Source organism: Pedobacter gandavensis, assembly GCF_032678745.1.
Taxonomy (GTDB): Bacteria; Bacteroidota; Bacteroidia; order Sphingobacteriales; family Sphingobacteriaceae; genus Pedobacter; species Pedobacter gandavensis_C.
Map to the genome: position 1 here is coordinate 1,084,317 of NZ_JAVTST010000001.1, position 15,767 is coordinate 1,100,083.

A 15,767-nucleotide genomic window follows, 5' to 3' on the forward strand; every position below is an offset into this window, starting at 1 on the left:
GTCATTAAAAGGTTACGTTAGCGCCAATCTGAATGGTCCTTGGCTGAGGCACCGTTGCCCAGTCGTAGCCCACGGTATTTTGGTTATTGGACTGTGAGCTGACTTCCGGATCAAGACCTCCGTATTTCGTGAAGGTGAGCAGGTTGGTTCCCTGTATATAAACCCGCAGTTTACTGATGCCAACTCTGGTCAATACATCTTTAGGGAGGGTATAGCCTAAGGTTACAGTTTTCAGTCTGATGAAAGATCCATCTTCCAGGTAACGGGAAGAAAGGCTGGCTACATTTCCGCCATAATTGTTTGCTGCGCCACCGTTTACGGTAGGGTTTCCGCTATAGGTAGTTAGTCGGGGAATATCTGTAATGTCACCTGGTTTCTGCCACCTGTCTAGCTGGCGCGGCAGGAAACCAATATTTGCCTGGGTTCCGCCATGCACCATAAAGAAATCATTCATGTTCATGATCTTATTTCCCTGCTGGAAGTAAAAGAAAAAACTGAAATCGAATCCTTTATAGCTGAGGTTATTCGTTAATCCACCGGTGTACTTTGGCAAGGCATTACCCACAATCTGACGATCTGCGGAGGTAATCTGTCCATCGTTGTTCAGGTCTTGATAAACGGCATTTCCTGTTTGCGGATCTACATACAGCTGTTTATACAATTGGAAAGAGTTAACGGCATAACCTTGTCGTAGGATGGAAATATTTCTTCCTGAAGCGCCCAGACTGATATCCGAAGCTAATTTCTCAATCTTGTTGTTGTTAAAAGAGATGTTGAAGTTTGTGGTCCATTGGAAAGCATCGGTCTGGATATTAGTGGAGTTAATTCCTAGTTCAAATCCTTTGTTCCTTACGGCACCATAATTCTGCAAATAGGAAGCGAATCCTGAGCGGTAAGGTACAGGAACGTTCAACAGTAGGTCGTAGGTATATTTATTGTAATAGTCGGCCACAATTTCCAGGCGTCTTTTCAGGATGGTAAACTCGGTCCCGATGTTAAACTGTCTGGTGGTTTCCCAGGTCAGGTCCGGGTTGATCAACTGAGTAGGCGCAATACCTGGCTGTTCCAGATAACTGGATCCTGATGACCAAAGGCCCTGTGCTGCATAAGCCCCTATCCCGTTCTGGTTCCCTGAAAGACCTAAACTAGCCCTCAGTTTCAACTCATCAAATATGTTGAGCTTTTTGATGAAATCTTCCTGACTTAGTCGCCATGCAACCCCTCCGGAAGGGAAATAACCCCACCTTTTATTCGTTCCGAATTTTGAGGATCCATCTGCGCGGATGCTACCATCAATGGTATATTTCCCATCATAGGTATAACTGGCCTTGCTAAAGAAAGAAAGCAGCTTGGTTTCTGCGCTGGATGCCGAACCGGAGCGTGTTGCAGCTACTGATATAGATCTGAGGCTGTTTGCTGCGAAGCCTGATCCTGAGGCAGAGGTGGACTGGTTTAATACCGTATTTATGGTGTTTCCGATCAGCGCATTGATGTTGTGTTTCTTACCCTCTCCCAGGTTTCTGACAAAGCTCAATACCTGCTCATTGGTTAGCACCAGTGTTTTGTTCTCAGAAGATGAGGCTGAGCCATTGCTGGCGATCCCTGCACTGATGAGTGTATTGGAATAACTATTATCATATTCACTGGTATTGTCAATGCTCCAGCTACTGCGCAGTTTTAGTCCGGGAAGGAAAACATACTCTCCAAATATATTACCGATTGTTCTCCATCCGGCAGCCTTACTGTCGAGGTTGTTGATCAAGGCCAGGTGGTTGTCAAAACTTCCATATCTTGCGTAGGTACCATCAGCGTTATAAATTGGCAGATAAGATCTTGGAAACAATGCGGAATTGATCACTCCTGTTGGATTGTTATCACTGCCGCTCAGCTTTCTGTCTGAACGAGTTAAATTGATACTCGTACCAATTTTCAGTTTATCCGTCAGGTAATTATCGTAATTAAACCTGCCGGAGTAACGCGTATAATCTGAAGGCTTCACAATAGATTCCTGATTCAGGTATCCTAGTCCAATGTAATAAGTACTCTTATCGGTTCCTCCTAGTGTGGAGAGTTCGTAACTGGAAGTTCTGGCGGTACGGAACAGAGCACTGATTCTGTCATATGTAGGCAAACTTAAAGGATCAGGGAAAGGTAATACTACTGTTGAAGGGTTCAGACCATTATCAATGGCGGTATTGGCCCTTGATTCGTTGGTCAGCAATGCGACCTCCGGTCCTGAGGCTACTTTAAATTTATCTACAGCAGTAGACCAGCCCTGGAAAGTGTTCAGACTGATGGCTGCTTTTGTATTTCGTTTTCCCCGCTTGGTGGTTACGATGATGACTCCGTTTGCTCCGAGAGATCCATAAATCGCAGTTGCATTTGCATCTTTCAAAATCTGGATATCCTCGATATCTGAAGGGTTCAAATCAGCCATAGGGTTTGAAGCGGCTTGGTTTCCCAGTCCTGCATTAATAGGGTCATTGTTGTTTACAAATACACCATCGATGATATACAAGGGATCTACTGAGGCGTTGATGGAGTTGTTTCCACGTACGCGGAAAGTGATCCCTCCTCCAGGTACGCCTGAGTTTGTGGTGACCTGTACGCCGGTCGTTTTCCCTTGTAGCAACTGGTTAAAACCGCCTGAGGGCTGGTTCTGTACTACTGAACCGCTTACGCTGCTAATCGCTCCGGCAATGTACTTTCTCTCCTGGGTACTATAACCGGTAACGACTACATCGTTTAGTTGGTTCAGGGTTTCCTGCAGTTTAATCGTGACGGGGCTGCCGTTAACAGTCACTGTTTTTTGGTCGTATCCAATAAAGCTAACCACTAGTGTATAGGGGAAACTTTGGCCGGTCACGAAGCTAAATTTACCATCGGAATCTGTGGATACGATATGTGTGGTTCCTTTGATTTTAACGACTGCGCCTGGCAAAGGCTGATTGGTGGACAGATCGAGTACGATCCCATTTAGATGAGATTTAATGGTCGGGTTTACCTGTTGTGCGCTGGCCATGGCAGTCCAGAAAACGCACAGAAACAGGTAATAGCCCTTTCTGTAAAGATTTTTCATTGTTGTTGTTTAGGAAATTTTAGACAAAGCATTTCCATCCGCCCCTATTTGGCAGTCAAGAAATGGTGAATTAATTATTGGATTTAAATCCGGGAGGGATTTTGGGAGGTGTTAACAGCCGATGCTATTACAGAAAAGACAACAACATGTCGGAGGAAGCGATGCGCCGTAAAGGTGTCTGAAATGATCAGAATAAATGTCTGTTTTTTTTGCAAAGACGCTCAATCGTAAAAGGTGTTTCATGCTGGTATCTTATAAAGTCTACTAATTTAATAGGATAAACCTAAAGTAATATTTTTGCTTCTCCAAATAAACTACTAAATTACTAGACTTTATTTTAAAATAGCTTCAGATTTGGGCCCTAGCCTATCCTTGCTCCTGAGATTTAGCCATCAAAGCAGGGAGATTCACCACGAATGAAAATAATAGCAAAAAGCAAATGGAAGCGGCTAGTACAAGGTAGGTTGCTGCCTGCTGTACTCCCTCTTGTGCCAAGGTATTTTTTCTGATGACGGCATTCATATTCAACTCTTCAATAATTCTTATCTGCAACCGTGCCTTGTTCAATGCGTCCTGTTTAGCTGTAATATTTGTGCTGGAGTCTATTATAGTTTTGTAGGCTTGTGAAAGTGCTGATACAGCCTCTCTTTCTCCTTTTTCAGTAATGTTGTTGCTTTCTTTCTTCAATTCAAGACTAAATTGATCGGCCGATACCTTTGAAAGTGGCAATGCATTTTCATCAAGCACCTTTCTCATCTTACCCAGATAGCTCAAACTTTCATAATTATCCTTTAAAATGTTTTTTGAACTTGAGGCTATCTTATTCATGTAGTAAAGAGATATTCCTCCGAAAGAGAGAACTACTGCGAATAACACTCCAAATGCAAGACGCAATTTTGTTTTTATTTTCATGTCATTATCAATTAAATTGATCTATCTCAAAGATATTACCCACAAAAACCATGCTGCATACTCAAGACTTAAAGCACTGAATCATAAATAGTTTTCCATACGGATTTGACATTGTTTTCTGCAAAAAATTACAAATTCCAATAAAAAGTTTTTTTTGTATAAAAAGAAAAACACATTTAAATTCACATAAACCACCAGCAAATGAGATTTCGGTGATATCGGTGTACCGTCAGGTATTATTTATATCATGAGAAAAAAATGATGCTAAGCGAGCTATATACTATTGGCTTGCTAAGTATCTCCAGTAGATTTGGTAATGTCCAGAAATAGATAGAAATTACATCAAGGATTCTACATTAGAAGATCCATTTTTAACTTTAAAACACATTAGACATGAAGAAAGTGACAGGTCTTGGCGGCGTATTTTTCAAATGCGATAATCCGCAAAGTATGAACGAATGGTATGCCAAAAACCTTGGACTGCCGACCAGTGAATACGGAGCAACGTTTGAGTGGAGACAGGCCGATAACCCAACGAAAAAAGGATCCACAGCATGGTGTACCTTTCCAAAGGACACCCAATATTTCAATCCTTCGGCTAAGCCATTTATGATCAATTACCGGGTGGAAAACATTGTTGCGCTGGTAGATGAGTTAAGAAAAGAAAACGTAACTATTGTGGACGAGATCGTAGCTTATGAATATGGAAAATTCGTCCATATACTGGACCCGGAGGGCAACATCATTGAACTATGGGAACCCATGGATAATTTGGATGAGGACAATCAGGCAGTGTAAATAAAATAAAGCATGTTTTCAAAATATGGCCCATAAAGCAATAGCGTTATGGGCCTTATTTATTTAATGCTATTATGGCATCGTTCTGGAAATAGTTGTTCGGATTTTTGGCATCGGGTCTCATAATAATTTTCATAAAGCGATTATAATTTATGATCTAATATTTATATTTAAATCATGGACTTAATCAACGCCTCTTCTCCAGAATTCTTAGCACAATTTGATCAATTATTCAAAAGATTCGATTATCATGAATATTCTGAAGAAAGCATGTCAAAACCGGAATGGAAAAACTTAGTTAAGGCCGGAGTATTATTGCCCATTATTCCTAAAAAACATGGAGGAAGGGAAAACAATGAAGAAATATATTTATTATTAGAAAAGGCAGCCTATTATAATCTAGGTCTCGCTATGTACCTCAATACTGCGATCCTGCTTTTCACAAGAAGTATTATTGGCCATGGGACTGAAAAGTTAAAAGAAGAGGTTATCGCCGACTTATTAACTCATGGTTCTTGTGGTGGATTTGCGGTGATAGAGCCCGAAACAGGTACAGGTATTAGTTTGATTCAGACCTATTTTGAAGAAGTAACTGCTGGATACAAAATAACTGGAAAAAAGCATTGGCAATGTTTCAGTGAAAGTGCAGACTGGTGGCTCATCGTAGCAAAGGATAAGCGAATGGGTTCGGCGGGTGATAAATTTGATCTATTTGTCCATAAAAGCGCATCAGGAGGGTTTAAAACACAGCAACGCTATGCTACTGTTGGCCTCAAATTGATTGATTTTGGTTTGAATGAAATAGAGGTCACAGTGCCTGAATATGCCAGACTTCAAATGAATAGCGCTACCGTTTCCGATCTACTGAATTTAGTGATCAGTGGTGCCTGGGGACAATGGGCTTCTTTAAGCGCTGGTTTCCTAAAAAGAATACAGGAAGAGTCCCTAAGTTTTACCGCTCAAAGGCGCACAGCCACAGGTACGCTCAAAGATCTTGGCTATGTCAAATACCGACTTGGAATGATTGCTTCTGCTCATCATATTTGTCGCGCGATTTTCAACTACCTTATGCAGCACATCAATCTGGGAGATACAGGAACTAATGATATGTTTGTGGTACAATCGGCTAAGCTGTTGGCGGCCGACTATATGTTTGACGCCGCCGTTCATTACCAGGCATTATGTGGCGGAGATGGCTATAGATATCAACCAGAAGGTAATATCTCTGCCTATGCCATGCAAGATGCCAGAGCCTTTGCAATTCTTGGGGTAGCCAATGATATTTTGTATGAACTATTGGCAAAGGACTTTTTGAATCAACAAGTATCACAAAAGGAAAAGTCTTTTTATACAATGATCCAAGGTTTTGGACATACTTCCAAGGCTTCCGTTTATCTGGAAAGCAACCGTCATTTATTGGAGAAGATTCCCATCAACAATACTGAATTGGTATTTGCAGGAAAAATACTGGCAAGACTATTTGGCATTACTGCAATTGAACACAGTGCTGCAACCTTATCAGCAGCAGAAAGATCCGCTGCTATTGCGTTCTCTTTATCAGAAATAACAAATATCCTGACCGCATTGTCCTTTGCAGCTGACATTGCTATCGAGTAGCCATCAGGCTTAATGAAGTGGTATAAAATTCATACTATCACGAATTTCTTCTTTTATAAGATGGGTCAGGAATTCATGATCATCTTCAATAAAACGATGTCCACCAGGGCGTGAGATGAGTTTAAAATCTGCAAGGGTATGTCTCTCCCATTCTTTCATTTGAGACTGTTGAACCCGCTCATCTTCGGCTCCGTGAATGGCAATAATTGGAATATTAAAGGGCTCTTCGCTAATAAATTCATAATTATAAAGCAGCATAAGATCCGCACGTAAAAAATCCATAAACAGCTCCCGAACATTTATGTCATTTATCGTGTTTAAATGAGGATACAATTGCCCCAACTCTTCATTCAACAGGTTGTTATAATCAACTTCTTTATTCTCATAAAGCCCAGGCTCAGGCACGGATGAGAAAATCAGTTTTTTAGGGTAGGCCATTTTCCTTCGTCCTAATTCTCTGGTAATTTCATAGGCCAATATCCCACCCATGCTATGCCCTAAAAATAAACAGGGCCTATCCAGTAATTGGATGATGAATGGCATGACATCAAGGATTAGCTTTTTAAAACTCCCCTGACTTGCGTTTTCAATTTTACGAATATGCTCCGGCATCTCTAATAACACCAGCTCTACAGAAGGCTGGTCCAGTGTTTTTTCCCATCCCTGGAACAGCATAGAACTTCCTCCTGCATCATGAAAACAAAATACACGGAAATGAGCCTTTGGATTAGGCTTAGGAATTACGAACCAATTATTAAAATGATCTTTTAACTCCAACAGCTCTTCATTAGCCCCGCTGTGCTCCATTACCAATAGATTTCTCACATGGCCTGCATACTCCTGAATACTTGGATGAGACCAAAACAAGCCTACAGGAAGTTTGATTTCCAGCTGTTTTTCTAACAAATTCCGCAGCTGAACCGCCATCAAGGAGTCTACTCCCATCTCTTTAAAAATCATTGTTTTTTTAATCGCGCTGATTGAGGCTTTAATCACATGTGATACTTTGAGGATGATCATCTGTTCCAATGCTTGTTGGCGATCATAATCTGTTGTCAACAGCAGATATTCGTCCAGAAATGAAAGGGGAATTTCTCTCATATGATGAAGATTCAAAGAGTTCACTTTGCTTTTAGCAGTACCTTTTAATCCTATTATATTGAGTATACAGTTATGCTCCAGATCAAGAACCCTGAGGTCTACATTAAAGCTCCAGACGTCATCATGATTTTGCTGATGCTCTAAAGCATGAAGATAAACGCTGAATTCCCCGCGAGAATCTACAACCTGATGAAGCTTGAATTGTTCAATTGAAATCAGCTTTAATTCCAATCCTGGATTAAGTCCCAGGGCATTCATCAAGGTATTGCAAAGCGGTTCCAGGAGAAGCTGGTCCATTAAGGCCGGGGCAATGATATATTTACAATACTGCAAATAGGCATCAGGGTTTCCCTTTACCAAAAAGGAGGTATATGGTCCTTTCAATTCGTCGATTTCAGGGCTTTCCTGAGCAAAAGATAGAAGGCCATGGGCAAGTTGAATCCAGCCCTGATCTTCCTTTTTAAAGAGGTAAGCTTCTGCTTTATCAGCTCCGTTCCTCTGTAACTTTATCTGAACATTGAAAAAATCACCTTCAGACATCCTAAGTTGATTCGTAAAATTCAACTGTGTTATCGCTACATAAGCCGGGCCTAAGATCTCTGCGCTAGCTTCCAATATCATTTCTATATAGCAGGAAACTGGAAGGATTATACTACATTGAATCAGTTGATCCTGTAAATAAGAGAATTTATCCATATCCAAAACTGAATTCCAGTAATGGACATGATCCTGATCTGCGAGTTGTATTTTAGCACCTAATAAAGGGAATTTTTTATGCGCTATCGGCCCATTTTGAAGTTGTGCTGATAAGTCCTCAATTTCATAAGATTCGCGTTGAAATGGATATCCAGGAAGTTCAATCTCCGGGGATCCTACATTTCCATAAAAACACTTCCAGTTTATCGGATATCCATTGGCATACAGAATTCCTAAATTTTTAACGATGACTGCTAATTCAGGTTGATCCCTTTGAAGTGTCCCTACAGTAATCACTTCTTTACCCTGATGTTCAGCACATTCCTTTACAGCATTCTGCAATATTGGATGGGGATTAATCTCGATAAAGATGGTATAATCCTCATTCATTAACTGTTCAACTGTAGCTGCAAACTGAACCGGTTTTCTAAGGTTATCCACCCAATAATCAGCCCCGAGGTTAGCCCCTGTCATCACTTTATTGTACACTGTTGACATAAAAGGGATTTGAGTAGATTCTGGTCTTATCTCCGCTAAGCTACGGTATAAAGGTGCTTTTAAGCTATCCATTTGGGGGCTATGTGAAGCTACATCTACTCTAATCCTACGACAAAATACACCCAACTTATCCAGTTCTTTAATTACTTCATCTATTGCTACCTGATCGCCTGCTAAAACTGTAGACTTATAGCTATTTATAACGGCAATGCTAAGTGCTGGATATCTCAATGTAATTTGATAGGCTTCCTTAGAATTCAACTCTGTAAGTAGCATTCCGCAGTCCTGACCACTTAGTGTTTTCATCAGCTGACTACGTCCGCAGATGATTTTTGCCACATCTTCCAGATTTAAAGCGCCGGCAATATAGGCCGCAGCTACCTCCCCCATACTATGACCAATTACCATTTGCGGTTGTATCCCCCATGACATCATCAATTTGGCCAATGCAATTTGTATGGCACAAATAACTGGCTGAATAACATCAATCTCCTGGATACGGCTATCCTGAGCTGTCGACATGATCTCCTCTACCAAAGACCAAGCACTAAATGGGAAGAATGCGGTATCACAGGCATTTATTGCATTTTTAAATACCGACTCTTGTTCATAGAGGTCTTTTCCCATTCCTAACCATTGTCCGCCTTGACCAGGAAATATAAAAGCCACTTTAGGATTGGTCTTTAAAGTACTGTATGGAAGGGATTCATCTGCATCCGCAATGAGCTGATGAAGACCGATAAGCAATTGTTCAGCACTATTACCAGATATCAGGGTACGATAATTGAAATCGGGTTTCCGAAGGGCCGTAGCGATACATAAGTCTTTAAAGTATCCGTCCTTTCCATTTGAAATCTCTTTAGCGTAAGCAGCAGCATAATCTTTAAGTCCTTGTGCTGATTTAGCGGAAAGTGGCAAGCCATACAATTCCCTAATTTCCAAAGTCGCAGCGATTATCTCTTGTTTTGGCTTAACATATTCTTCCAATACAACGTGGGCATTGGTTCCTCCCCAGCCAAAAGAGTTCAGCCCTGCTTTAAAAGTTTCCTTGTCTTTTACCGGCCATGGTAAGCAAGCCGTTTGAACTTCAATATTAAGGTCATCAAATCGGATGTCTTTATTGGGATGATTAAAATTCAGACTTGCGGGCAGCATTTTATGCTTCATTGCCAACACTACTTTAAGCAATCCGGCAATACCTGCAGCCGCCTCTGTATGTCCGATGTTAGTTTTTACCGATCCGATACGAAGTTTAGCTCCCTTTCTACCTTCGCCAAAAAACGCGCCTATCGCATTTGCTTCATTAGGATCCCCCTTTCTGGTTCCAGTGCCATGTGCTTCAACGTAATGTACATCAGCGGGATTTATCCCTGCAGCGCGATATGCCATTTCGAAAAGTGACTTCTGCCCTGCTATACTGGTTGCCGGAAGTGTATCGTTATATCCGTTATTATTTACTGCTGAACCTCGTATTAGGGCATGTATGTGATTTCCATCGCGTTCAGCATCAGCTAGTTTTTTCAATAATAACACACAGCCACCTTCTCCTCTTACAAAACCATCTGCTGCTTCATCAAAACTGCTACATTGTCCTTTTGACGAAAGTCCGCCAAAACGACTGAGGTCAATATATCTATCCGGATCCAGAATATGGTTTACTCCTCCAACCATTGCCATAGTCGATTCATTGTTTAACAGACTCTGACAAGCCATATGCAAAGCAACTAAGGAAGCTGAACATCCAGTATCAATGACCATACTCGGACCAGTAAAGCCTAAGGTAAATGACACTCGATTGGCCACGATATTAGCCGCCATCCCCAACGCAGAATGCAAAGTAACTTTCGCATTTTTTGATTTTCTATAGTGTTCAAAATCCGTCCATATATTCCCTATAAACACACCGGTATCGCTGCCTTTTACATTTGTGAAGGATAGGTTTGTATTTTCAATAGCTTCCCAGGCAAGTTCAAGGATTAACTTCTGAGATGGGTTCATTTCCCGCGCTTCTGCTGGCGATATATTGAAGAATAATGGGTCGAAATCATGAATCTTTGTTAAAAGAGAAGCATGCTGTTGGTTGGTTTTCCGTTCTTCCTTAGGGTCTGAATCGTAATATTTATCAATATCCCAACGGTCGTCAGGTATTCTGGTAATGGTGTGTTCTCCATTTTTAAGAAGTTCCCAAAATTCCTGGAGATTATTTGACTTGGGAAATCTGCAGGACATCCCTATAATCGCAATTGATTCTTGTTTTGAGGCAGCGTTAAGAAGGTTCATCATTAGTTTTCAATATAGCTATATAGTGATTTACCAATTTTGATAATTACTATACGATTTCATATTAAGGTTCTACATGTTTTATAATTGGTGATTAGGCTTAATCTAGCATGACCCATTCAGATCATGCTAGAATCGATCAATTCACACGGCTTTCGCTGTAGTTGAATTAAATCCTCCTTAAACCACAACACCTTAATAATAACAATGTTTTCAATCCTATTAAAAACAATTACTATTTATAAATTTAAAAACTAATTTTGAGTATTCCGTTTGTTTATTTCTTTTTTCTCTATCTAAATCTGTTTATTTTACCAGCTCTGGGTTGTAAAGTTTCCGGTGAATCTCATTTAGTTTCTCTACCGGTATTTTCATCACTTTCCTATCGTAGCTGATAAAACCATTCACTTCTCCCTCTACATCGGTAGTTTGGGTATATACTGCTGCGGATAATCCCAACTTGATCAAGTCCACTAATCTATCAGGAAACTTTTTGTAACGATTAAACAGGTCGTCGGCATTTTTAAAATTCTGATAACCCCAATTATTTTTAGTTTGCCAGGTATGCCCTTCTATGGGTAGTCCCAAACCACCGAACTCACCCAATACCAATATTTGTTGTTTACCAAAGAGATCAGGGCGAGGCATTGCCGGATCTGGATAATTATGGAGGTCAACCATATGCCCAGTAGTATAGAAATTGCCACCACTCGCGCTATTCACCAATCTGGTAGGATCTTTTTTCATAGTCCATTCTGTGACTTCTACTGTTTTAAATTGCCCCCAGGCCTCATTAAATGGCGTCCATACTACAATGGATGGATAATTATATAAAGCATCCATAATGGCATTCCATTCTTTGTGATAATAGGCTTCAGACTCAGGTGTACGCGCTTTATCAGTTCCCTTATCAATTACTCCTGGCCGACTTTCCCAACCATTACCAAGATCGCCGCTAGGCATATCCTGCCAGATCAACATGCCATTTCTATCGCAATAATTGTAGTAACGCGCTGGCTCCACTTTAATGTGTTTTCGGATCATATTAAAGCCCATCTTTTTAAGCTCATCAATATCATAAATCATTGCTGCTTCTGTTGGCGCAGTGTATAAGCCATCTGGCCACCAACCTTGATCCAGCGGCCCATATTGAAATACAAACTTGTGATTCAACATCATCCGTTGAATGCCATTTGCATCAGGAGCCATTCCTATTTTACGCATAGCGAAATAACTCTGTATCTGATCAACCGCTTTATTTTTACGCATTAAAGTAATGTTCAAATCATAGAGAAATGGCTGAGTTGTAGACCATAGTTTCATGTTTTTTAAAGCAATCACAGCTGATTTGTCTGCAGCTAGCGCTTGTTGCGCAACAATAGTCTTACCATCCAACACTTCAATCTTAAGCTGGTCGCCTGCTTGTATATTTTCCACATTCGCAGTTATAGTTATCGTCTGCGCATCAATATCCGGGCTATGCTTTGTCGACGCAATATAGGATGCAGCAACAGCCTCAACCCAAACGGTTTGCCATATCCCGGTTACCGGGCTATACCAGATTCCCTCCGGGCTTTTCACTTGTTTACCTCTGGGCTGTGGTCCTTCATCAGTAGGATCCCAAACCCGTACCATGATTTCCTGGTTAACACCAGGTTTCAGCGCATCGGTAATGTTAAAAGTAAAGGGATCAAAACCTCCTTCATGACTACCCACACTTTTTCCGTTTACAAAAACTTCTGTCTGCCAGTCTACCGCCCCAAAATGCAGGAGGATTTGTTTTCCCTTCATCGATTTTGGCAGAGTCATGCTCTTTTTATACCACAAAAAACTGTCCTTGCCTACTGTTTTTCCAACTCCGGAAAGCGCAGATTCGACTGCAAAAGGCACCAGGATTTTCCCGTCATATTTTGTCGGCTGGCCTTTTGTCTTATCTGTAATCGCATAATTCCATAGCCCATTTAAATTTATCCAATTGTCATTTCTTATCAATTGAGGTCTAGGGTATTCTGGAAGGGGCGCTTTCGGATCTACCTTTTCCGCCCAGGGCGATACAATTCTGTCTTTAATCAGTTTCCAGTCCGATTGCTGTGCATCAACAGCCGTATAACTAAAAGCAGAAATAAGTGCTGTAAATAGAAGTCTCTTCATTTTTCGAGTTTGTTTTTGGAAATTTGGTTTAGGTACTTAATCTAATGTAAATTAAGGGCTTTCGAACGCCGATCATTCAGCAATAACTATCAATAATTCAACAAAAAGTATCATAATTATCAAAGTAAAACAATTAAGTTTGTGACTCAGTTTATAGCAAAAAAACGAAACTAATCGGAGAAGAATGAGCAATCCTGTAGTCTATTTTGAAATCCCGGTGACGGATGTTGACAGAGCCATAAAATTCTATAATTCAGTGTTTGGTTTTGAATTCGAGAATGATGTGGTACACGATAACGAAATGGCATTCTTCCCTTTACAAGACAATGATTCTGGGATCTCCGGAGCATTGGCGAAAGGTGAAATTTACCAGCCTACAAAAGATGGCGTTTTATTATATTTTGGGACAGAGAACATTCAGCAAACCATAGCATTGGCTGTTCAAAATGGTGCGAATATTTTATTCCCCATTACTTCTAATGGGGAATGGGGTTTTGTAGCTGAATTTGAAGATTCTGAAGGAAATAGAATTGCATTAAGGCAATCCCTAAAATAAAGGAGCTTTCATTTTCAGGAATCAGTTCTTATTAGATCATCACCACTGTACGCATCCCTTTTTTCTCTGGGCTTTGCCAAACTGTCTCGATGTCGGCAAGTTCTATAATTTCCAGGGGCATCACAATTTTACCTGCGGCCGCCCATTCATAAATTTGGGGTAGTTCTACTGAAAAATATTCCTTTATCTCCTTATAGGAAATACTTCCAATTCCTGAACCAAGAAGTTCTATTTTTCGGCTGCGTAAAAGAGCAGATGGAAGATTTATGTTGGTCCCCGCCATATCTCCTACTGTAACATATTTAACCTGACTACCAGTAAGCTCATTCAGCACCTTAAGGATCAATTCTGCAGGCCGTCCCCATAAATAGTCTATCACCAATGCTGGCTGATGCGACCGTAGTACGGTGAAAAGTTCTTCGATCAAAGCTGTCTCATCCTGCCCTGTGTCAATTAAAATATCTGCTCCAAGCAGAGAAAGATCAGAAAGTCCGGAAGCTTTCCGGCCTAATGCAATCACACATTGGGCCCCACGGTTTTTAGCCATCTGAATCGCGATTCTTCCCGTAGCACCCGTAGCACCATTGATCATTACCGTATCTCCTTTTTTGAAGCCAGCGCGGTAAAGCATCGCAGCATCTGAACCGATCAGGGCATTTGGGAGCGCCGCTGCCAAAGCAATGGATAAGTTCTGAGGAACTGGGATCCAATTATTCTCAGCGCACAGTACCTTTTCTGCCATCGTTCCAGTAATACCTAAAATATAAGCGTGGCTGCCGTCCTCTAAACGAGCTATCCCATCCAGGCCAACTATGACAGGTAAAACCGGATATTTGGTATAGTGATTACCCGCTGCTTTTAACTTATCAATCTGTTTTATAGAGGATGCTACCATTTGCACTACCTGCTCCCCTATTTTTGGGATAGGCGCTATGGCATCAGTGTATTTAGGACTTTCTCCGTAATTATATAAAATTGCTGCTTTCATGTTTTAAGATTTTAAACAAAAGTAAAGGCAGCTAAACAGGGATAAAATAACAATTGTTAAGAAAACAGTTATTTACGGGTTCTAATCCGACTAAGGGATACGGGGGTAATTCCGAGGTAAGATGCAATAAACTGTTGCGGGATGCGCTGGAGAATTTCTGGATGTTTTTGCAGCAGATTCAAATAACGCTGATGAGGTTTTGTCCTCAGATAACCTAATAAATGCTTGGAATAATAGTAAAATCGTTCCAAAAGCATCTCGTCAAACCAGGACTTAAAAGCTTGATCTGTATTTTTAAGGGATAAAAATTCTTGTTTAGACATCACCAGCAAAGTACAAGCCTCGATAGTTTCGAGGGTATAATCGCTGGCCTCATCTTTAAGCAGGCTTTCCAGACTGGCAATGGCAGCACCTTCAAAAAAGAACTGCGTAGTGATATCCATTCCATTGTTATTTACCCACATACGAAGGCAGCCCTTCTTCAGAAAATAAATATATCGGGCTTTACTTCCCTCCTTTAGAATTATCGTTTTGGCAGGATAGTTAACTTCCTTCAGATTATAAGAAGTAATAAATTCAAGAATACTCATCATTCTAATGGTTAATGCTGAGGAAATATTTTACTTGCCATTTTTGAGTTTCCATGGCTTGCTTATTCGTCGCCTTGTCCCAAGGTGGATAAACTCTAATTCCTCGTTTCCCTCCTTTTCCGTTTTTGCTGATAATTCCTTTAGCTTCCAATACTGATTTCGGAAAAACAAACTGTCCGGACTGTTTCTCAGTACCCGAGGTAATGATTAAAAAATCAAGGTCGTCAGAACAATCATAAGGCGCAGTTATTCCCTCTTTGTTTCTTTTCCAAATCGCTACGAACTGTCCGGTTTTTTTAGGGGTAATTTTAGAAATCCGATGTTGAATCCTCTTTCCATTAAGTTCAAAGAAACCTGCACCATAATCTTTACTTTCAGCAATTAGTTTTGAATGATTACGGTCAAATCCACATTTACCATAAAGCAGTTCCTTCGCAATTTCCGGGTCTTCATGAAATTCGTTTAGTATTGCCCAATTGTGATTATTGATCATATTTTATT

At 40.7% G+C, this 15,767-nt stretch carries 10 protein-coding genes; 3 read left to right on the forward strand and 7 right to left on the reverse strand.

What is annotated here, in order from left to right:
• Positions 1–4 precede the first annotated feature (4 nt).
• Together R2S10_RS04310 and R2S10_RS04315 are read right to left on the reverse strand one after the other, a co-directional pair.
• Complete coding sequence (locus R2S10_RS04310) at positions 5–3,079, reverse strand: TonB-dependent receptor (RefSeq protein WP_316839211.1); 3,075 nt, start codon at positions 3,077–3,079, stop codon at positions 5–7.
• A gap of 366 nt (positions 3,080–3,445) precedes the next feature.
• Complete coding sequence (locus R2S10_RS04315; RefSeq protein WP_316839212.1) at positions 3,446–3,991, reverse strand: MCP four helix bundle domain-containing protein; 546 nt, start codon at positions 3,989–3,991, stop codon at positions 3,446–3,448.
• 393 nt (positions 3,992–4,384) lie between these two features.
• On the opposite strand from R2S10_RS04315, the gene R2S10_RS04320 reads away from it, so the two are divergent.
• Positions 4,385–4,789: a VOC family protein gene (locus R2S10_RS04320; protein WP_316839213.1), complete on the forward strand. Its 405-nt coding sequence runs from the start codon at positions 4,385–4,387 to the stop codon at positions 4,787–4,789.
• 177 nt (positions 4,790–4,966) lie between these two features.
• Positions 4,967–6,406 carry an acyl-CoA dehydrogenase family protein gene (locus R2S10_RS04325; protein ID WP_316839214.1) on the forward strand — a complete coding sequence of 480 codons (1,440 nt, stop codon included), beginning with the start codon at positions 4,967–4,969 and terminating at the stop codon, positions 6,404–6,406.
• A 9-nt stretch (positions 6,407–6,415) separates the two neighbouring features.
• Here the strand turns inward: R2S10_RS04325 and R2S10_RS04330 are convergent, their stop codons facing one another.
• Both R2S10_RS04330 and R2S10_RS04335 read right to left on the reverse strand, forming a co-directional pair.
• Positions 6,416–10,984, reverse strand: coding sequence for a polyketide synthase (locus tag R2S10_RS04330; RefSeq protein WP_316839215.1), 4,569 nt, complete (start codon positions 10,982–10,984; stop codon positions 6,416–6,418).
• A gap of 303 nt (positions 10,985–11,287) precedes the next feature.
• Positions 11,288–13,132 carry a glycoside hydrolase family 2 protein gene (locus R2S10_RS04335; RefSeq protein ID WP_316839216.1) on the reverse strand — a complete coding sequence of 615 codons (1,845 nt, stop codon included), beginning with the start codon at positions 13,130–13,132 and terminating at the stop codon, positions 11,288–11,290.
• 184 nt (positions 13,133–13,316) lie between these two features.
• Between R2S10_RS04335 and R2S10_RS04340 the strand changes: the two genes are divergently transcribed.
• Positions 13,317–13,688 carry a VOC family protein gene (locus R2S10_RS04340; RefSeq protein WP_316839217.1) on the forward strand — a complete coding sequence of 124 codons (372 nt, stop codon included), beginning with the start codon at positions 13,317–13,319 and terminating at the stop codon, positions 13,686–13,688.
• A 31-nt stretch (positions 13,689–13,719) separates the two neighbouring features.
• Here R2S10_RS04340 and R2S10_RS04345 read toward each other — a convergent pair whose 3' ends face one another.
• From R2S10_RS04345 to R2S10_RS04355, 3 genes are all read right to left on the reverse strand, one after another.
• Positions 13,720–14,676: a zinc-binding alcohol dehydrogenase family protein gene (locus tag R2S10_RS04345; protein WP_316839218.1), complete on the reverse strand. Its 957-nt coding sequence runs from the start codon at positions 14,674–14,676 to the stop codon at positions 13,720–13,722.
• A 68-nt stretch (positions 14,677–14,744) separates the two neighbouring features.
• The gene (locus R2S10_RS04350) at positions 14,745–15,269 is read right to left on the reverse strand and encodes a Crp/Fnr family transcriptional regulator (protein WP_316839219.1); all 525 of its coding nucleotides are present in this window, start codon (positions 15,267–15,269) and stop codon (positions 14,745–14,747) included.
• 1 nt (position 15,270) lies between these two features.
• A complete protein-coding gene (locus R2S10_RS04355) occupies positions 15,271–15,759 on the reverse strand; it encodes a MepB family protein (protein ID WP_316839220.1) in 489 nt (162 codons plus the stop codon).
• Positions 15,760–15,767 lie beyond the last annotated feature (8 nt).